General features: G+C 73.3%; 14 protein-coding genes and 2 pseudogenes. 6 read left to right on the forward strand and 10 right to left on the reverse strand.

What is annotated here, in order from left to right; translation table 11 throughout:
- Positions 1-43: 43 nt before the first annotated feature.
- Positions 44-490: a MarR family winged helix-turn-helix transcriptional regulator gene (locus AC0VYN_RS25335; protein WP_475532826.1), complete on the reverse strand. Its 447-nt coding sequence runs from the start codon at positions 488-490 to the stop codon at positions 44-46.
- A gap of 97 nt (positions 491-587) precedes the next feature.
- Here AC0VYN_RS25335 and AC0VYN_RS25340 point away from each other — a divergent pair, with 97 nt between their 5' ends.
- Complete coding sequence (locus AC0VYN_RS25340; protein ID WP_475532827.1) at positions 588-962, forward strand: cupin domain-containing protein; 375 nt, start codon at positions 588-590, stop codon at positions 960-962.
- A gap of 12 nt (positions 963-974) precedes the next feature.
- On the opposite strand, the gene AC0VYN_RS25345 is transcribed toward AC0VYN_RS25340, so the two are convergent.
- Together AC0VYN_RS25345 and AC0VYN_RS25350 are read right to left on the reverse strand one after the other, a co-directional pair.
- Entirely contained in the window at positions 975-1,943 is a 969-nt protein-coding gene (locus AC0VYN_RS25345) for a DNA polymerase Y family protein (protein WP_475532828.1), read from the reverse strand.
- On the reverse strand, positions 1,940-5,479 hold the full coding sequence (locus AC0VYN_RS25350; protein WP_475536985.1) for a DNA polymerase III subunit alpha: 3,540 nt from the start codon (positions 5,477-5,479) through the stop codon (positions 1,940-1,942). The genes AC0VYN_RS25345 and AC0VYN_RS25350 overlap by 4 nt, the downstream gene beginning before the upstream one ends.
- Positions 5,480-5,644: 165 nt before the next feature.
- Between AC0VYN_RS25350 and AC0VYN_RS25355 the strand changes: the two genes are divergently transcribed.
- The gene (locus AC0VYN_RS25355) at positions 5,645-6,703 is read left to right on the forward strand and encodes an ABC-2 transporter permease (protein ID WP_475532829.1); all 1,059 of its coding nucleotides are present in this window, start codon (positions 5,645-5,647) and stop codon (positions 6,701-6,703) included.
- 66 nt (positions 6,704-6,769) lie between these two features.
- Here AC0VYN_RS25355 and AC0VYN_RS25360 read toward each other — a convergent pair whose 3' ends face one another.
- From AC0VYN_RS25360 to AC0VYN_RS25370, 3 genes and pseudogenes are all read right to left on the reverse strand, one after another.
- Entirely contained in the window at positions 6,770-7,852 is a 1,083-nt protein-coding gene (locus AC0VYN_RS25360) for a S1 family peptidase (RefSeq protein WP_475532830.1), read from the reverse strand.
- A gap of 391 nt (positions 7,853-8,243) precedes the next feature.
- Positions 8,244-9,155 (reverse strand): S1 family peptidase, encoded by a 912-nt coding sequence (locus AC0VYN_RS25365; RefSeq protein WP_385467949.1) that lies wholly within the window; start codon positions 9,153-9,155, stop codon positions 8,244-8,246.
- Positions 9,156-9,365: 210 nt separating this feature from the next.
- Positions 9,366-9,737: pseudogene (locus tag AC0VYN_RS25370) on the reverse strand (DUF1684 domain-containing protein); the annotation flags it as partial.
- A 9-nt stretch (positions 9,738-9,746) separates the two neighbouring features.
- On the opposite strand from AC0VYN_RS25370, the pseudogene AC0VYN_RS25375 reads away from it, so the two are divergent.
- Positions 9,747-10,499 (forward strand): annotated as a pseudogene (locus AC0VYN_RS25375) (ABC transporter substrate-binding protein).
- Between the two features lie 7 nt (positions 10,500-10,506).
- On the opposite strand, the gene AC0VYN_RS25380 reads toward AC0VYN_RS25375, so the two are convergent.
- Positions 10,507-11,673, reverse strand: coding sequence for a DUF5685 family protein (locus tag AC0VYN_RS25380; RefSeq protein ID WP_475532831.1), 1,167 nt, complete (start codon positions 11,671-11,673; stop codon positions 10,507-10,509).
- A gap of 293 nt (positions 11,674-11,966) precedes the next feature.
- On the opposite strand from AC0VYN_RS25380, the gene AC0VYN_RS25385 reads away from it, so the two are divergent.
- Complete coding sequence (locus AC0VYN_RS25385) at positions 11,967-12,404, forward strand: cell division protein SepF (protein ID WP_385467977.1); 438 nt, start codon at positions 11,967-11,969, stop codon at positions 12,402-12,404.
- Between the two features lie 39 nt (positions 12,405-12,443).
- Here AC0VYN_RS25385 and AC0VYN_RS25390 read toward each other — a convergent pair whose 3' ends face one another.
- Positions 12,444-13,634, reverse strand: coding sequence for an acyl-CoA dehydrogenase family protein (locus tag AC0VYN_RS25390; RefSeq protein ID WP_475532832.1), 1,191 nt, complete (start codon positions 13,632-13,634; stop codon positions 12,444-12,446).
- Positions 13,635-13,764: 130 nt separating this feature from the next.
- A complete protein-coding gene (locus AC0VYN_RS25395; protein WP_475532833.1) occupies positions 13,765-15,369 on the reverse strand; it encodes an MFS transporter in 1,605 nt (534 codons plus the stop codon).
- 261 nt (positions 15,370-15,630) lie between these two features.
- Between AC0VYN_RS25395 and AC0VYN_RS25400 the strand changes: the two genes are divergently transcribed.
- Both AC0VYN_RS25400 and AC0VYN_RS25405 read left to right on the forward strand, forming a co-directional pair.
- A complete protein-coding gene (locus AC0VYN_RS25400; protein WP_475532834.1) occupies positions 15,631-16,821 on the forward strand; it encodes a glycosyltransferase family 39 protein in 1,191 nt (396 codons plus the stop codon).
- Positions 16,822-17,058: 237 nt separating this feature from the next.
- Positions 17,059-18,075 carry a phosphatase PAP2 family protein gene (locus tag AC0VYN_RS25405; RefSeq protein ID WP_475532835.1) on the forward strand — a complete coding sequence of 339 codons (1,017 nt, stop codon included), beginning with the start codon at positions 17,059-17,061 and terminating at the stop codon, positions 18,073-18,075.
- Between the two features lie 96 nt (positions 18,076-18,171).
- Here the strand turns inward: AC0VYN_RS25405 and AC0VYN_RS25410 are convergent, their stop codons facing one another.
- A complete protein-coding gene (locus AC0VYN_RS25410; protein ID WP_475532836.1) occupies positions 18,172-18,387 on the reverse strand; it encodes an I78 family peptidase inhibitor in 216 nt (71 codons plus the stop codon).
- Between the last annotated feature and the right edge of the window lie 38 nt (positions 18,388-18,425).

The raw sequence follows: 18,425 nt of genomic DNA on the forward strand, positions 1-18,425 counted from the left end.
TCCCGGGACGACCGGCACCGGTCGTGCCACAGGTGATAGAGGGTCACCAGGCGGGCCGGACGGGCCCGTTGGGCGCGACGTGGGCCAGCAGGCCGTACAGCGAGCGGACCCCGCCCTCGCCGATCACGTCCGTCCACCCGCGCACGGCCTCGGCCGCCGCCTCCTCGGCGGCCCGCGTGCACGCCCACCCCCGCTCGGTCAGCACGACCAGCCGGGCCCGCGCGTCGGCGGGATGCGGCCGGCGCTCGACGAACCCCTTGCGGACCAGCTCGTCGACGAGCTGACTGGCGGCCTGCTTGGTCACCCTGAGGTGCGCGGCGAGGTCGGTGACCGTCGCGCCGTCCGGGGCGAGCCTGGTGAACGCGAAGCCGTGGGCGGGCCGCACCCCTTCGAAGCCGCGGGCGACGACGCCCTCGTGGATGCGCTGCGTGAGTCCGCCGGCGGCGGCGAGCAGAGCGGCGGTCAGGGCCATGGCGTCGGAGTTCTGCACGGGGCAATGAAACACCCTTGACGAATTGGTCAAGCAGCTTGACCATAGGCGGGTGGAGTTAGTCAAGTTGCTTGACCATTATCACGAGGAGACCGTCATGCCCGTCGTCCGCTCGTCCGAAGGTGTCGTCCACGAGATCCACGGCGCCCGCTTCGTCTCGTACGCCACCCCCCGCACCGGCAGCAGGGAGCTGTGCGCCTGGCGGGGCGAGATCCCCGCGGGCACGAAGGCGCCCGCGCACACCGTCGACCGGGAGGAGATCTTCCACCTGCTCACCGGCGAGCTGCTGATCACCCTCGACGGCCGCACCGAGCCCGTCACCGCGGGCGACACCGTGATCATCGGCGCGGGTGCGACCCTCGCCGTGGAGAACCCCACCGACCGGACCGCGACGTCCTGGGTCACCACCTCCGTCGGCCTGGAGGCCGAGCTCGCCGACGGCAGCCGGATCACTCCCCCGTGGGCCAACTGACCCCCGGGCACCTCAGGCCGCCAGCGACCCCGGCATCAGCGCCCGCGGGCCGAACTTCGCCCGCACGCGGTCCGCGACCTCCTCGATCCGGCGGACCTTCTCGTCCACGGGGTCGAAGGTGAGCTGGTGGGAGGCCTGCTCGGCGGGGGCGAGGCCCTCGGCGCGCAGGGCGAGGGAACGGACCCGGGCGCGCTGGAGGCCGAGCGCCTCGTACATGCCGTACGCGGCACGCGTCAGCGCCGCCGAGTGCGCGGTCGGCTCCTCCAGGGTGCGGGTGCGAGTGGTGGCCGATCGGTCGGTGTAGCGCACGGTGAGGGTCAGGGTGCGGCACACCTTGTCCACGGCACGCAGCCGGGCGCCCAGTTCCTCGGCGGCCGACAGCAGGGCGCGGCGGTGCCGGTCGGGGTCCAGCTCGTCGCGGGTGAAGGGGCGTTCGGCGGCGAGGGAGCGCGAGACGCCGTTCGGGACGACCCGGCCGCGGTCGACGCCCTGCGCCTTCTCGCGCAGCTCGCGGCCGGCCCTCGCGCCGACCAGGCGCTGGAGCGTGGACAGGGGTGCGGCGGCGACCCGGCCGAGGGTGTCGAGGCCGTACTCGCACAGGGTGCGGGCGGTCGCGGTGCCGACGCCGGGCAGGGCGACGACCGGCTTTCCGGCGAGGAACTCCCGCACCTCGTCCTCCGGGACCGCGCGGGTCAGCCCCGGCCGGGCGTCCCGCAGGGCCATGCGGGCCGTCATGGGGCCGGGCCCGGCGCCGATCACGCAGTCGACGCCGTACAGGGCGAGGGCGCGGACACGGATCACCGAGGCCAGCTCCACGGCGTCACGCCCGAAGTACCGCTCGGCGCCGCGCAGGTCGGCCAGCGCCCCGTCCGGCGGCAGCGCCTCGACGACCGGCGTGAACTCCTCCAGCAGCCCCAGCAACGGGGGCAGGGCCGCCTCGCACATCGGCGGCAGCTGGAAACGTACACAGAGAATCGTCATCCCGCACTCCCCGGACTCTGGTGCCACAACTTCCTTCCCACCGCGGGCCCTTCGCCCGCGGGGCGCAGATCGGCCCAGGGGTGCATCTCGTACCCCGTGGACATGCGGATCCTCCGCTGCTCCATCGGGTCCTGGGCCGCGGAGCCGGCCGGCGCGGGCCGCCCGTCCGAACCGGCGAGGCGGCGGCGCGCCGGGCCGTCCTCGGGGTCGTCACCCCGGCTTCCGCCCGCTCCGGCCAGCCGGGCCGCGACGCCCTCCAGCCCTTCCTCCCGGCGTACTTCCAGCAGGTCGGCGAGGTTCCAGGCGGCGGAGCCGACCACACTGAAGCTGCGCGGGCCGCGCCGCTGCACCACCCCGCGCACCAGCAGCAGCCAGGAGTGGAAGACGGCGTGCGCGCAGGTGTCGTGCGAGTCGTCGAAGAAGGCGAGGTCGACCAGGCCGGACCCGTCGTCCAGGGTGGAGAAGATGACCCGGCGCCCGGAGCGGACCGGCGGCGTCTGGGTGGCCGCCTTGGCCCCCGCGACCAGCACCGTCTCCCCGTGCCGGGCCTCGCGCAGCCGCTTGGCCGACACCACGCCCAGCTCGCGCAGGAAGGTGCGGTGGTCGTCCATCAGGTTGCGCGAGGCGTCCATGGACAGCACGCCCAGTTCGGCGCTGAGCTTCTCCGCCGAGGTGAGGTCGGGCAGACCGGCCGACGCCGTCCTCCGTCCGCCGGACAGCGGGAGCTGACCGCCGCGCCCGCTGCGTGCGCCGCGGTGCAGTTCGGTCAGGTGCAGTTGCAGGTCGCGGCGGTTGGCGCCGAAGGCGTCCAGCGCGCCGACCTGGGCGAGCCGTCCGGCCAGCGGCCTGCTGGGGCGGGCCCGTTCCCAGAAGTCGAGCAGGGAGGCGTACGGCTGCCCCTGCGCGATCCGCTCCGCCTCGGCCTCGCTGATGCCGTGCACGTCCGAGAGGGCCAGGCGCAGGCCCCAGGTCTTCCCCTCGGACCGCGATTCAGACACCAGTTCGATCCTGTGTGCGACCCCCGACTCGTTCACGTCCAGCGGCAGGATCGGCACCCCCCGCCGCCGCGCGTCCGCCAGCAGCAGCCGCTTGGGGTACATGCCGGGGTCGTGCGTGAGCAGGCCGGCGTAGAAGGCGGCCGGGTGGTGGGCCTTCAGCCACGCCGACTGGTACGTCGGCACGGCGAAGGCGACCGCGTGCGCCTTGCAGAAGCCGTAGCTGCCGAAGGCCTCGACGATCTCCCAGGTCCGCCGGATCGTCTCCGCGTCGTAGCCGTTCGCCGTCGCGTGCTGTGCGAACCACACCTTGATCCGCCCCTGCGACTCCGGGTCGGACAGCCCGCGCCGCACCCGGTCCGCCTCGCCGCGCCCGCACCCGGTCATGACGGCCACGATGTCGATGATCTGCTCGTGGAAGACGACGACCCCGTAGGTGCCCTTCAGCGGCTCGGACAGGTCCTCGTGCGGGTAGCGCACCGGTGCCCGCCCGTGCCGGGCCTCGATGAACGGCCGCACCATGTCGGCGGCGACCGGGCCGGGGCGGAAGAGCGAGATGTCGACCACGAGGTCGTGGAAGGTCGACGGCTGGAGCCTGCCGACCAGGTCCCGCTGGCCCGGCGACTCGATCTGGAAGCAGCCCAGCGTCTCGGCGGAGCGGATCAGCCGGTACGTCGCCGGGTCCCCCTCCGGTACGGCGTCCAGGTCGACCTCGGCGCCCGTGGCCCGCTTCACCTCGGCGACCGCGTGCGCCATCGCCGACTGCATCCGCACGCCGAGCACGTCCAGCTTGAGCAGCCCGAGGTCCTCCACGTCGTCCTTGTCGAACTGGGCCATGGGGAAGCCCTCGCCACTGGTCGGCATGACCGGCGTGCGGGAGAGCAGGGAGGCGTCCGACAGCAGCACCCCGCAGGGATGCATGGCGATGCCGCGCGGGAGGGCGTCGAGGCCCTCGACCAGTTCCCAGAGCCTCCCGTACTTCCCCCCGCCCTCCCGCCGGGCCTCTCCCGCCAGCTCCCTCAGCTCGGGCAGCTCCTCCAGCGCCGCGCGGGCGTCGCGGGCGCGGATGTGCGGGAAGGACTTGGCGACGCGGTCGATCTCGGCCGGGTCCATGGACAGGGCGGCGCCCACGTCGCGGATGGCGTGGCGCACCCGGTACGTCTCCGGCATGGCGACGGTGGCGACCCGCTCGGTGCCGAACCGGCCGATGATCGCGCGGTAGACCTCCAGCCGGCGCGCCGACTCCACGTCGATGTCGATGTCGGGCAGCACGACCCGCTCCTTGGACAGGAACCGCTCCATGAGCAGCCCGTGCTCGACCGGGTCGGCGTGGGCGATACCGAGGAGGTGGTTGACGAGGGAGCCCGCGCCGGAGCCGCGCGCCGCGACCCGGATGCCCATGTGCCGTACGTCGTCCACGACCTGGGCGACGGTGAGGAAGTAGGAGGCGAAGCCGTGGTGGGCGATGATGTCCAGCTCGTGGTGCATCCGCTCCCAGTACGCGCGCCGCCGGTCGTATCCGCGCAGCACCATGCCCGCCGCCGCCCGGGAGGCGAGCGCGCGCTGGGCGGTGCGGCGGCCGGCGCCGACGAGGTGCGGCTCGGGGAAGTGGACGGCGCCCATGCCGAGGTCGTCCTCGGGGTCGACCAGGCACTCGGCGGCCGTGGCCCGGGTCTGCTCCAGCAGGCGGTGGGCGGTGTCGCGCCGGAAGCCCGCGGCCTCGACGATCCGCTCGGCGGCCTGCCGCATGGCGCCGGCGTCCTTGAGCCAGGCCTCGCCGGAGTCCAGTTCCTTGTTGGCGTGGATCGGGACGAGCCGGCGGGCGGCGTCCAGGACGTCGGCGATCCGGCCCTGGCCGGGGTCGGCGTAGCGGACGGCGTTGCTGAGCACGGGCCGGACGCCCTGCTCGGCGGCGAAGCCGACGGTGCGGGCGGCCAGGCGCAGCGAGCCGGGGCCCGTGCCCTCGCGGCCGTGCCAGACGGCCTCCAGGCGCAGGGTGTCGCCGTAGACCTCCCGCCAGGGGACGAGCAGCCTCGCCGCGCGGTCGGGGCGGCCGGCGGCGAGGGCGCGGCCGACGTCGGAGTCGGGGCCGAGCAGGACGGTCAGGCCGTCGGCGTGGTTGTCGGGCCAGGACAGCAGCGGGGTGGGCTCGGCGGTGTGGGCGGCGGAGACCAGGCGGCACAGGTCGGCCCAGCCGCGGGCGCCGTCCCGGGCGAGGAAGGTCACCCGGGGGGCCGACTCGTCGACGAAGGCGCCTCCGCGCACGGGGGTGCGGCGCCGGTCCCGGCGTACGGAGGTGTCCGTGCGGCCGGTCTCCGGCTCGGGGGCCGCCACCGCCAGCTCCGCGCCGAACAGGGGGCGGACGCCCGCCTTCGCGCAGGCCTTGGCGAAGCGGACCGTGCCCGCGAGGGTGTCCCGGTCGGTGAGGGCGAGGGCGTCCATGCCCCGCTCGACGGCACGCTCGGCCAGCCGCTCCGGGTGGGAGGCGCCGTACCGCAGGGAGAACCCGGAGACGGTGCGCAGATGCGTGAAACCCGGCACGCGCACCTCCCGAATCATGAACCCGACGCATGGCCCGAAAGCCATTATCGAACGTCTGTTCCCAGCTACCTCACCCACCATACCCCCATCCTCGAATATGTGTGCGACACCTGTTCGGCCCCGCCCCACCTGCGCAAACGCCCCCTGCCCCGGACCGTGGGGGACATGTCGCACACACCGGGCACCGGCACGCGGAGCGGCTCCTTCCTCGGGGAGGTGCAGGACGCCGTCACCCCGCGGGCCACCCTGCTCGTGCTCGGCGTGCTCGCGCTCCAGTTGCTGTTCATCGCCTCCTACGTGGGAGCGCTGCACGACCCGAAGCCCAAGGACGTGCCCTTCGGGGTCGTCGCCCCCGGGGCCGCCGCCGAACGGACGGTGACCCGGCTGGAGGGGCTGCCCGGGTCGCCGCTGGACCCGCGCACGGTGGCCGACGCGGCGAGCGCCCGGCAGCGGATCATGGACCGGGAGATCGACGGCGCCCTGATCGTGGATCCGGCCGGCGGCACGGACACCCTGCTGGTCGCCTCCGGCGGCGGCACCGTCCTCGCCACCACCCTGGAGGGCATCGTCGGCAGGGTGGAGGCGGCCGAGCGGCGCACGGTGCGCACCGTCGACGTGGCCCCGGCCTCGCCCCGGGACTTCGACGGGCTGTCGTCCTTCTACCTGGTCGTGGGCTGGTGCGTCGGCGGCTACCTGTGCGCCTCGATCCTGGCGATCAGCAGCGGGGCCCGGCCCGCCGACCCGCGCCGGGCGGCGATCCGCCTGATCGTGATGGCACTGGTCGCGATCGTCGGCGGCCTGGGCGGCGCGGTGATCGTCGGGCCGGTCCTGGGGGCGCTGCCCGGCGGCGTGGTGGACCTGTGGGGGCTGGGCGCCCTGATCACCTTCGCGGTGGGCGCCGCCACGCTCGCGCTCCAGGGTCTCTTCGGGATCGTCGGCATCGGGCTGGCGATCCTGCTGGTGGTGATCGCGGGCAACCCGAGCGCGGGCGGCGCCTTCCCGCTGCCGATGCTGCCGCCGTTCTGGAGGGCGATCGGCCCGGCGCTGCCGCCGGGCGCGGGCACCTGGGCGGCCCGCTCGGTCGCGTACTTCAAGGGCAACGACCAGACCCTCTCCCTGCTGGTGCTGTGGGCGTGGGCGGTCGCGGGAACGGTGATCACGATGCTGGCGGCCGCGCTGCGCCGCGGGCGGCGGGAGGCGGGTCCGCTCCCCCGGGCGGGCTGACCCGCGCGCACGCATGCGGAAGTCCCGCCCCTCGCGCGCGGGACGGGACTCCACAGGTGCGTGTGCTCAGCCGATCTGCGTACCGGTGGCCGACAGGGCCTCCGTCACCGGCTGGAAGAAGGTCTCCCCGCCCGAGGTGCAGTCGCCGCTGCCGCCGGAGGTGAGACCGACGGCCTTGTCGCCCGAGAAGAGCGAGCCGCCGCTGTCGCCGGGCTCGGCGCAGACGTCGGTCTGGATCAGGCCGTTGACGATGTCGCCGTTGCCGTAGTTCACGGTGGCGTCCAGGCCGGTGACCGTGCCGTCGTGCACCTGGGTGGTGGAGCCGCTGCGGGTCACCTCCATGCCGACGGTGGCCTCGGCCGCGCCCGAGATCGCCTGCGCGGAGCCGTTGTAGAGGTTCACCTCGCTCGGGTGGTCCACGCCGGCGCTGTACTTGACCAGGCCGTAGTCGTTGTCCGGGAAGCTGGAGGCCTCGTTCTGGCCGATCACGGTGCCGGAGGAGTCCGACCAGCTCGAGATGGACTCGGTGCAGTGCCCGGCGGTGAGGAAGTACGGCTCGCCGCCCTTGGTCACGTTGAAGCCGAGCGAGCAGCGCCCGCCGCCTCCGGTGATGGCGTCGCCGCCCGCGACGAAGGGCTTGTACTCGCCCTTGGTCCGCTTGAGTTCGGCCTTGGCGCCGAGCCCGTCGACCACCTTGGACAGCTTGGCCCACTCGGCCTCGGAGACCGTGCGGTCGGCGGTGACGACGACCTTGTTGGTGGTCGGGTCGGTCGCCCAGGAGGTGCCCGGGACGGCCGCCTTCTGGGCGAGGGTGGTGCGCGCGCTCTTCAGCTCGGCGAGCGAGTTCTCGACGATTCTCGCCTGGGCGCCGGCCTCCTCGACGGTCTGCGCGGCGGTCTCGTCGAGCACGTTGACGACGAGGCTCTTCGACCGGGCGTCGTAGTACGTGCCCGCCGCGTCGGTGCCGAGGTCGCCGAGCAGCGTCGAGGCGAGCTTTCCGGCCGCCGTGACCGACAGGGTCTCGGGCGCGGGGGCCTTCGGTGCCTCGCTGGCGTTCGCACTCTGGAAGGTGACTCCCGCGGCGACCAGTGCGGTGATGCCCGCACCTACCACGGCTGCACGCCGCCCGGTTATGCGTCGGTGCTTCAACTCACGTCCTCCTGTGGGGGGGTCGGCCCGGGAGGTTGTGGGGACCTCGCGGGCCGGAAGGCTGGTTGACGAGCGCCAACTCTTCCCACTCCCCCGGGAGCACACAAGGTCCACTTCAGGACGTGCGCACGACAACTGCCGCGCGGTCACACGACCTTCACCATTCATGTCCTGTCCAGCAGGATTCGCGCAGCACGTCGATCGCAAATATTACGAGTCAGTAACTGCGGTCCGTGCAGGGGGATTCGGCCCTGTCCGGAATTCGCCCCTTGCGCGACACCCTTCGCCCGTGCTTCCGTCCGTCGCGTCCGCCGGGCGGGCACGACGAAGCCCCCGCACGCGGGGCGCGTGCGGGGGCTCTCGGCGCTGCCGGCTACGCCGTGGGACGGTCTCAGTAGACGCTGACGCCGTAGGCGCTCAGGGCCTCCGTGACCGGCTGGAAGAACGTCGTGCCGCCCGAGGAGCAGTCGCCGCTGCCGCCGGAGGTCAGGCCGTACGCGGTGCCGTTGCTGCCGTAGAGCGGGCCGCCGGAGTCACCGGGCTCGGCGCAGACCGTGGTCTGGATCAGCCCGGAGACGATGTCGCCGCCGCCGTAGTTGACGGTGGCGTTCAGGGCGGTGACCCGGCCGCTGTGGGTGCCGCTGGTGGAGCCGTCACGGATGACGGTGGTGCCCACGCTCGGCGTGGCCGCGCGGGTGATGTCCACCCCGTTCGCGGTACCGGGCTTGCTCACGGACGTGTTGGTGTACCGGACGATGCCGTAGTCGTTGCCCGGGAAGCTGGAGCCGGCCGTGGAGCCGAGGACCGTGCTGTGCCCGGAGTTCGACCACCAGGTGCCGGCCCCGTCGGTGCAGTGGCCGGCGGTCAGGAAGTACTCGGTTCCGTTGCTCGCACGGACGTTGAAGCCGAGGGAGCAGCGCCAGCTGCTCGCGTAGATGGCGTCACCGCCCTGGATGAGCTTGTTGAACGTACCGGGGGTGCGCTCGATCTTGAGGGCGCCGGCCTTGTCGCCGGCCTGTTCCTTGATCTTCGCGATCTCGGCCTGGGTGACCGTGCTGTCGACGGTGACGAGCACCCGGCCGGTCTTGCCGTCGACGGCCCAGGCGGTGCCGGGGACGTCGGCCTTGAGCACAGCGCTGCCGGCGCTCTGGAGCTCCGCCCCGCTGAAGGTGGCAGGGGCGCTGTCGGACGCGTTCGCGCTGGGGACCGCGATCGCGGCGGCGGCCACGAGGCCGGCGGACACGGCGATCAGCCGGGTCCGTCTCGTGATGCCGCTGCGGGGGTTGGTGCGCTTGATCCTCACTTTTCGTTCCTCCACAGGGGAAGTAGGGGGCCCTCTCGTGGGGTTGGGGCCCGTGAGGCGCAGCCAGAGGACGGGCGTCCCGGATTCCGGATACGCCGTGCCCCTGACAAGCGCTGAGGTTGGAGTATTCGGCCGAACGGCCGGTCGGCGCAAGAGTGCCTTTCGGCCTTCAACCATCGACCGGCCGCCACCGCCAACCCCCGGGAGGCGTCAGCGCAGTTCGCGCTCCCCCGCCTCGACGGCGGTCTCCAGCGTGTTCCCCGGTGGCCGGAAGGGGCAGATGAAGTGGTCGGCGAAGGCGCACGGCGGCAGCAGCGCGCGGTTGAAGTCGACCGTCGTGCGCCCCTCGGCGTCCGGCGCGGCCGGGCGCAGGAACCGGAAGCGGTGACTGGTGCTCCCGGCGGTGGTGTCCGCGAACACGGCCCACAGCGAGCCGTCGTCCTCGACGGTCACCTGGAGCGTGTGCCCCCGGCCGCCGAGCTCGAAGGCCAGCTCACCGCCGAGGCCGAGCCCGCGCTCCCGGCCGTCCGCGTTCGGCACCCGCGCACTGCGCCGCCCGGTGCCGTACGGCGTGAAGCGCCCGCGGCCGCGGTGAGGCTGCTGCCGCCCGGCACCGAGGGCGTCGCCGTCAGCGTCGGCGGCACCCCACCCGGCACCACCTACCTGACCGACGGCAAGACGCTGACCGGCCAGGACGTCGACTTCGCGCACGCCGTCGCGCGCGCACTCGGCGTCCGCCTCACCACGCGGCAGGCATCCTTCGAGGCGATCCTGCCCGCCCTGGACAGCGGCAAGTACGACGTCGGCGCCGCCAACTTCGGCGTGACCGAGGAGCGGCGCGGGGCCATCGACTCACGTACATCAACGACGGCCAGGGCTTCGCCGCGCGCGAGGACAGCGACCTGTCCGAGGTCACCGACCTCGCGCAGCTGTGCGGGCTCAAGGTGGCGACCGGCGCCGGCACCACCTTCGAGGCCACCCTGGAGGAGAACAGGCACCGGTGCGCGGACGCCGGGAAGGACGCCTACGAGGTGCAGACCTACAGCGAGCCCGGCGCCCTGTGGTCGTCACTCCAGCAGGGCCGCAGCGACGTCGTGATGTCCACGATCAACGGCCTGCGCTACGCGGTCGCCCACCAGCGGGGCCTGAAGTTTCCTGAACGAGTTCCACCGCCTGGACGTCGGCTTCGCCCTGAAGAAGGGGTCGAAGCCGGCGCCCGCCCTCCGGGCCGCGGTGAACGGGCTCATCGCCGACGGCACGTACGACAGGATCCTCAAGAAGTGGGGGACGACGCAGTCGGCGATCGCACGGTCCGAGATCTCGCCCCCCGAGCTGAAGGACTGACGGCCTCTCAGCAGTCGCATCCGCAGCCGTCGCAGCAGCATCCGTCGCCGCAGCAGTCGCCGCACTTGCCGCAGCAGTCACAACAGTCGCAGCAGTCACCGCAGCTCTGGAACAGCCCTTCCCTGCGCTGCCTGCTCCAGGGGTCCTCGAACGTGCCGCAGCACATCTGGCACGTGCAGGCCAGCCCCAGCCACACGGCGCACCCCGCGAGCAGGCCCCGCCGGTCGCGGCGCGGCGGCTCCGGCGGCATCGGCGCACCGGGGCCGCCCGGGGCGCCGGGCGGCGCGTAGGGGTGGCTGCCGTGCGCGCAGGAGGGGGTGCCGAAGGCGCGGTCGACGGAGGTGCCCAACTCGTGCACCAGCAGCCGGTGCACGAGCCGGCCGTCGGTGAACTCGGCCTCGCGCAGCGCCAGCCGTATCCCGTGCACGGCGTCGTCGGCCAGCCGGCGGGCCTCCGTGCGCGGGGTGCCGGTGGCGGTGAGCGGGTTCCAGGCGCCCGACGCGGCGTCGGCCTCCTGGTCCTCCACGGCGTCCAGGAGGTGGGCCAGCCGTCCGAACAGGCGCCCCGCCTCGGCGAGCGGCACGGCGTTGCCCGGCCGTCCGGCGAGGTGGGCGGTGTGGGCGAAGGCCGCCGCGGTCGCGGTCTCGGTCGGCTCGGTGACGGTGAGGAGAGGCGTCCCGGGCCCGGCGAGCACCTCGAGGCCGACCTGCCGGTCCACGGCGTCGACCAGGACGGTGGTGTCGAACCCGAGGGCACCGCCGCCGCGGTGGCCGGCCGCGTCCCAGCCGGCGGCGACCCGGCGGGCGGCGCGGGCCACCGGCCGCCGGGCCAGCAGTCCGTCCCCGTCGGCCACATGGTCGCGCACCTTGGCCGAGGCCAGCACCAGGGAGACGGCCGCCGCGAGCCGGGCGCCCTCACCGTGCGCGACCGACGCGGTGCGCATCCCGCGCAGCGGGCACGGCCCCGCCGTTCGCCGGCCGGCGCCCGCGCCGCGCCGGTCGGCCTGAGCCTCCGTCAACACCGATATGAGCAGCCCGTCATAGTTCGTCACGATGCGCGCGAACTGTCCGTGGTCCTTGCGCAGCGCGAGGCACAACCCGCACAGATGCGCCATCCACTGACTGGTGAGGCTCTCTCCCAGCCGATGCCTGCATGGCCTGACGATTCCGAACACGACACTCCCCCGTTGGTTCGTACGACACGCTGAGCTGCGGCATCGTACCGGCAGCCGGGTTCACCCGTACGCACCCCCGCTCACCCGTCCGCCGGGAAGAATCATATTTCACTCACGGTCAGCGTCCGTTTGGGAAACGGCCCTTGGGACACACGGACTCTCGACGGATCCGCTGTGCACCAGTACCGTCACAAACCCCCCGCGCGGCGTCTATCCACTTGGCGCGACGTCCGCATCATGGATGACCATAGGGATGCGGAAAGCACGAAAGACCGCTGTGAGAGGAGGCGTCCATGGGATCGGTACGCAAGGCGAGTGCGTGGCTCGGCCTCGTCGACGACAACGATGACGAGCGCTACTACGACGACGACTACTCCGAGGGCACCGAGTCCCCGGACGCCTGGGTCACGGACCCGCGGGTGAAGGTGGCCTCGGACGTCGCCGAGGAGAGAGGCCGCCGCATCGGCACGGTCACCCCGGACAGCTTCCGGGACGCGCGTGCCATCGGCGAGCTGTTCCGGGAGGGTGTCCCGGTCATCATGAACCTGACGGCGATGGAGGCCGGCGACGCCAAGCGCGTCGTGGACTTCGCGGCCGGGCTGATCTTCGGCCTGCGGGGTTCGATCGAGCGGGTCTCCACCCGGGTGTTCCTGCTGAGCCCGGCCGACACCGAGGTGATCAGCGGCGACCCGGCCGCGCACCGGTCGGACGGCTTCTTCAACCAGAGCTGAGGCGGGGCCGCGTTCCACGGCCCCGCCCCCGCCCGTGCCTCACCGGAAGGCGTCGAGTCCGGTGAGCGCCTTGCCCAGCACGAGCTGGTGCATCTCGACGGTGCCCTCGTAGGTGAGCACCGATTCCAGATTCGTCGCGTGCCGCATCACGGGGTATTCGAGGGAGATCCCGTTGGCGCCGAGGATCGTGCGGGACGTGCGGCAGATTTCGATCGCCTCGCGCACGTTGTTGAGCTTGCCGAAGCTGACCTGCTCCGGACGCAGGCGGCCGGCGTCCATGCGCCGCCCGAGGTGGTGGGCGAGCAGGATCCCCTTGTGCAGTTCGACCGCCATGTCGGCGAGCTTGGCCTGGGTCAGCTGGAAGCCGCCGATGGGCCGTCCGAACTGCTCCCGTGACATCGCGTACTCCCGAGCCGCCTCGAAGGAGCTGCGGGCCGCGCCCATCGCACCCCAGACGATGCCGTAGCGGGCGTGGGAGAGACAGCTGAGCGGTCCGCGCAGCCCGGTGGCCTCCGGCAGCACGGCGTCGGCGGGCAGCCGCACGTCGTCGAGGACGAGCTCGCTGGTGACGCTGGCCCGCAGCGACCACTTGTGCTTGATCTCGGGCGCCGAGAAGCCGGGGCAGTCGGTGGGCACGACGAAGCCGCGGATGCCGTCCTCGGTCCGCGCCCAGACGACGGCGACGCCGGCCACCGAACCGTTGGTGATCCACATCTTGCGGCCGTTGAGCACCCAGTCCCCACCGTCGCGCTTGGCGTGGGTGCGCATGTTCGCGGGGTCGGAGCCGTGGTCGGGCTCGGTCAGCCCGAAGCAGCCGATGACCTCGCCGGCGGCCATGCGCGGCAGCCAGGCCTGCTTCTGCTCCTCGCTGCCAAAGCGGTGGATGGCGTACATGGCGAGGGAGCCCTGTACGGAGACCAGGGACCGGATGCCGGAGTCGGCCGCCTCCAGCTCCAGACAGGCCAGCCCGTACTGCACGGCGGTCGCACCGGCGCAGCCGTAGCCCTCCAGCGACATGCCGAGCGCGCCGATGGAGCCGAGCTCGCGGGCGAGGTCCCGGATGCCGGGCAGCTCGCCCCGCTCGTACCAGTCCGCGATGTGCGGCAGCACGCGGTCGGCGGCCCAGCCCCGCACGGTGTCCCGGACCGCCAGGTCCTCCGGCTCCAGCAGGTCGTCGATGCCGAGGGGATCGGCGGGGTCGAACGCGGGCGACTTCGAGGACGAGGCCATGGAACACCCTCCGGGACGGTGAAAACTAGCGCTGCTAGTTACGGTTGCGTTCCGACGTTACGGCGCGGCGCCCCGCACGTCCACCACGGGCGCCGTCCGCCTCCCGGCGGACGGGCGGGGGCCGCGACGGTCACACCGAGACGCGCGACTCCATGGCGTCCCGGGGCCCGGGCACCGCGACGGCGTCCGCCTCGCACTGCATCGCCCGCGGCAACCGCAACGCCATCACGGCGCCCAGCAGCAACAACCCCGCACTCACCAGCAACGTCACGTGCAGCCCGTGCACGAACGCGTCCGCCGCGGCCCGCCGCAGCGCGCTTCCCGCCGGCCCCCCGAGCTGCGCGGCCACCTCGTAGGCCTCCCCCAGCGAATGCCCCGCCGACGACGACGCCGACGCCGGCACTCCGGGCACCCCGCCCGTCAGCCCGGGCGCGTACGCCGCGTTCATCACGCTGCCCAGGAGCGCGATCCCGATCCCGGCGCCCAGCTGGTACGACGTCTCGCCGATCGCCGCGGCCCCGCCGGACTGCTCCGGCGGCGCCTCGCTCAGCATCGACTCGTACGCCCCGAAGAGCGTCGTCTCCAGGCCGAAGCCGAGCAGGACGAACCCGGAGAGCAGCAGCGCGCTGTCGTCCGCCCGGCCCATCGCCGTGAGCAGCACCACCGCCCCCGCCGTCAGGCAGAACCCGGCGCACACCATCCGGCGCGGCCCGAACCGCCGCAGCAGGCGCGCGCCCGCCAGGCCCGCCGCCATCGCCGCGAAGGTCAGCGGCAGCAGCCGCAGCCCGGTCTCCAGCGGTGACAGTCCGAGCACCAGCTGCAGGTACTGTGCCGCGATCAGCTCCAGCCCCACCAGCGCCAGCATGGCCAGCACGATGCAGCCCACCGACGTACTGAACGCGGGCCGCCGGAACATCCGCAGGTCCACCAGCGGGTACGTACGGCGCCGCTGCCGCCGCACGAAGCCGGCCAGCAGGGCGGCGCCCGCCACCAGCGGCAGCACGGTGACCGCACTGGCCACCGGCTCGCCGCCGCCGAGCCGCTTCACGCCCAGCACGACCCCGAACAGCCCGGCCGCCGCCATGAGCGCGCCGACGACGTCCCAGGGGCCGGTGCCGTCGCCCTTCGACTCGGGCAGTAGCAGCCGCCCCACCGGCAGGCTGACCAGCATCAGCGGGATGTTGACGAGGAAGACCGACCCCCACCAGAAGTGCTCCAGCAGGAAGCCGCCGAGCAGCGGTCCGATCGCCGCGCCGACCGCGGCCACGGCACTCCAGATGCCGATGGCCAGCGCCCTCTCCCGCCGGTCGGGGAAGACCTGGCGCAGGATCGACAGCGTCGCCGGCATGATCATCGCCCCGCCGACCCCGAGCAGCGCGCGGGCCGCTATCAGGGCCTGGGCGCCCTCGGCGAGGGCCGCCAGTGCGGAGGCGACGCCGAAGAGCGCGTACCCGAGGAGCAGGATCCGTCTGCGGCCGACCCGGTCGCCCAAAGTGCCGAAGAGGATCAGCAGCGAGGCGCAGACGAGGGGATAGACGTCGACGATCCAGAGCAGCTCTATCGCGCCGGGCCTCAGGTCCTCCGTGACGGCGGGGACCGCCACGTGCAGGACGGTGGCGTCGACGGCGACGAGCAGCAGGCTGACGCAGAGGACGACGAGGACCACCCAGCGGTTGGCGCCGGCCCCGGCAGCCCGGCGGCGCAGCGCGGCGGCAGCCGTGGTCGTCCCGGACATGCACGTACCTCCAAGATGTTCCCTCGCGTCCGGCGGGCCGCGCGGGGCGGGGACTCCCCTGCGGCTCGGCCGGAGAGGAGCGGAGCCTCCGGGCCGTGCAACGGAAAACGCGAGTGGCTGGCCAGCGTACGCGAGTCCGTCCCGTACCCGCGTGGCCGGGCTCACACATCCCGCACGACATGTGTGGCGTGCGCCACCGCGCCGGCCGGGCGGCCGCCCCGGCCGGCCGACGCGCCGGGGACCCGGCGGATAATCGGGCCCGTGACCGATCTTGAAACACGCGTTGCGGCGGACCGCGCCGGTGCCCTGCGCCGGGCCGCCCCGGCGCTCCTCGGCTACGCGGCCGTCCGCGCACTGGGCCTGCTCGTCCTGGTCCTGTGGAGCGTCGCACGCGACAAGAACGCGTACACGCTGCTCACCGCGCGCTGGGACTCCCTCTGGTACGCCAGGGTCGCAGGTCCCGGTTACGGCTACCAGGTGCACCTGCCCAACGGCGACGTGCACTCCGACCTGGCCTTCTTCCCGCTGCTGCCCTGGCTGGAGCGGCTGGGCGCGGCCGTCTTCCCGCTGTCGTACGCCGACGCGGGCTTCGTGGTCAGCCTGCTCGCCTCACTGGCGGCGGCCTGGGGGATCTTCGCGGTGGCGGACCACCTCCACGGCCGCCGGGCCGGGGTCTGCGCGGCGCTGCTGTGGGCCGTGCTTCCGGTGGGGATCGTGCAGTCGATGGCCTACAGCGAGTCACTGTTCACCGCGCTCGCCGCCTGGTCCCTGTACGCGGTGCTCACCGGACGGTGGGTGACGGCGGGGACGCTGGCCGCACTGGCCGGGCTGACCCGGCCGGTGGGGCTCGCGGTGACGGCGGCGGTGTGGGCGGCCGCCGTCGTGGCATTCGGGCGAACCCGGAGCGCCACCGCCGCGGGCGGCGCCCTTCCCGCGGATCGCGCCCCCGCCGAGGGCGTGCGGCGCGCGTGCGGCATGCTGCTCGCGCCCCTGGGCGCCGCCGGGTACGTGCTGTGGGTCGGCCACCACACCGGCCTGGGCCCGCTCGGCTACCTCGACGTCCAGGCCGGCTGGCACAACGGCTTCGACGGCGGCCTGTCCTTCGCCCGGTTCGCCGGCGGGATGCTCACGTCGTTCCCGTCGGCCCTGGCGGGTGCCGGCCTGATCGCCGGGATCGCCCTGCTGCTGTGGCTGTACGTCGTCTGCGTGCGGCGGCGCCAGCCGCTCGCCCTGCTGGTGTACTCGGGGATCGTCACCGCGCTCGCCCTGGGCGCGTCGGGCTACTTCGGCTCGAAGCCGCGACTGCTGCTGCCCGCCTTCCCCCTGCTGCTGCCGCTCGCCGTGGCCCTGGCCCGGCTGCGGACCTCCAGGTCGGCGCCCGTGGTGGCGGCCGTCGCCGTCCTCTCGGCCGGGTACGGCGCGTTCTGGCTCAACGGCTCCGGTCCCCCCTGACCGGCCGCGCCCGCCCGATGAGCGGCGGGGAAATTGCGTACCAGCATTCGGTTAACGAATTAATAAGCACGATAAAACCGCCGACCGGACCGATCAAAGTAATTGAAGCGCGCGACCGGGCGGGATTGCGGATTCCTCGGGAAAAGGCACCCCCTGAGAGGAATCCCACATCACATCGTCATCACAAAGCCGTTGATTCGGCCGGGTCCACTCCTCACTCGCTGTAACGTCGATTGGGTGCGTACCGAACGGAACCTCACCCGTCTGGACCGGGTGTTCGCGAGACTCGACCGGGAGCCGGAACGACCGGCCCACCTAGATGTGCCGGAGATGAGCCGGCACCGCATTGCGCTGTTCTCCGGCACCCTCGCGTTCTATATCGCGATCGTGTGGGCCGTGCTGATCACCTCGTGGCTGGTCCGGCTCGACTGGCAGGTCATGTTCTTCCGGCCCTACCAGCAGTGGCCGGAGATCCACGCGTTCGTCGACTACTACGTGGTCCTCGGCCAGCGCGGCCCCACCGCGGTGATGGTCGCGGCCTGGCTCGGCTGGCGGTCCTGGCGCCAGCACACCCTGCGTCCGCTGCTCGCGCTCGGCGCCTCCCTGCTGCTGCTGAACCTGACCGTCGGCGCCGCCAAGATCGGCATGGGCCGGCTGGGACCGCACTACGCGACCACGATCGGCGCGAACGAGATGTGGCTCGGCGGCGATATATTTCCGAGCGGTCACACCGCGAACGCCGTCGTGACCTGGGGAATCCTGGCCTACCTCGCATCGACGCCGAGGGCGCGGCGCTGGCTGTCGGCGCTGTCGGCGGTCACCTCGCTCGGGGTCGGGATGTCCACCGTCTACCTCGGGACCCACTGGCTGAGCGACGTGGTCCTCGGCTGGACGGCGGGCCTGCTGATCCTGCTGGCGCTGCCGTGGTGCGAGCCGCTGATCGGCCGCACCGAGGCCTGGATCCTCGGCCTGCGGGACCGGTGGTCCGCCCGGCGCGGCCGCAGGGCACCGGCGAGGGAGCCGGTCGCCGCCCCCGTGGTGCTCGCGCATCCCCTCCGCGGCCGGGAGGGGACCCCGGCGCGCGAGCCGGTCACCGCGTCCCGCACCCGGGCCCCGGTGTACCTGGCCCCGGGTCCGCACACGACCCGTTCGGACCGCACGCCGGTCACCCCGGCGGGCACCCGCCGTCCGCCGCACGCCGACCGCCACCCGCGCAGCACGGCCCAGGCGGCACGGCCCCTGTCCGGCGGCTGACCGCCCCGGGGCCCGCGGGGGCCGGTACGCACAGCCTCTCCCGCAGCACGAAGGCCCCGGCCCTCCGCACCGGAGGGCCGGGGCCTTCGGCGTGTGTCAGCCCTTCCAGGCGCGGGACACGCGGCCGTCCTTCACCTCGAAGTTGAGCCGGCCCACGCGGTACTCCATGGTGATGACCGTCCCGGGCTCCAGCGACCGCACCGTCGACCAGCCCCGCTCGCGCGCGAGGCGTTCGGCGGCCCCGGAATCGAGGCCCACGTAGGCGTCCGGACTGTCCTGGGGTTCGGTGGGGGGTGTCGGAATCGGTGCCATGCGGCCACGCTATGCCCTGCTCCACGGACGGGGAAGTC

Source organism: Streptomyces sp. 63XJN7_1_ISO-PGPR-S23-121, assembly GCF_056173025.1.

Coding starts and splice junctions, on each gene's coding strand:
- AC0VYN_RS25345 (WP_475532828.1), bottom strand. CDS start 1,943: ATGACGATTCTCTGTGTACGTTTCCAGCTGCCGCCGATGTGCGAGGCG.
- AC0VYN_RS25355 (WP_475532829.1), top strand. CDS start 5,645: ATGTCGCACACACCGGGCACCGGCACGCGGAGCGGCTCCTTCCTCGGG.
- AC0VYN_RS25395 (WP_475532833.1), bottom strand. CDS start 15,369: ATGTCCGGGACGACCACGGCTGCCGCCGCGCTGCGCCGCCGGGCTGCC.
- AC0VYN_RS25385 (WP_385467977.1), top strand. CDS start 11,967: ATGGGATCGGTACGCAAGGCGAGTGCGTGGCTCGGCCTCGTCGACGAC.
- AC0VYN_RS25390 (WP_475532832.1), bottom strand. CDS start 13,634: ATGGCCTCGTCCTCGAAGTCGCCCGCGTTCGACCCCGCCGATCCCCTC.
- AC0VYN_RS25340 (WP_475532827.1), top strand. CDS start 588: ATGCCCGTCGTCCGCTCGTCCGAAGGTGTCGTCCACGAGATCCACGGC.
- AC0VYN_RS25410 (WP_475532836.1), bottom strand. CDS start 18,387: ATGGCACCGATTCCGACACCCCCCACCGAACCCCAGGACAGTCCGGAC.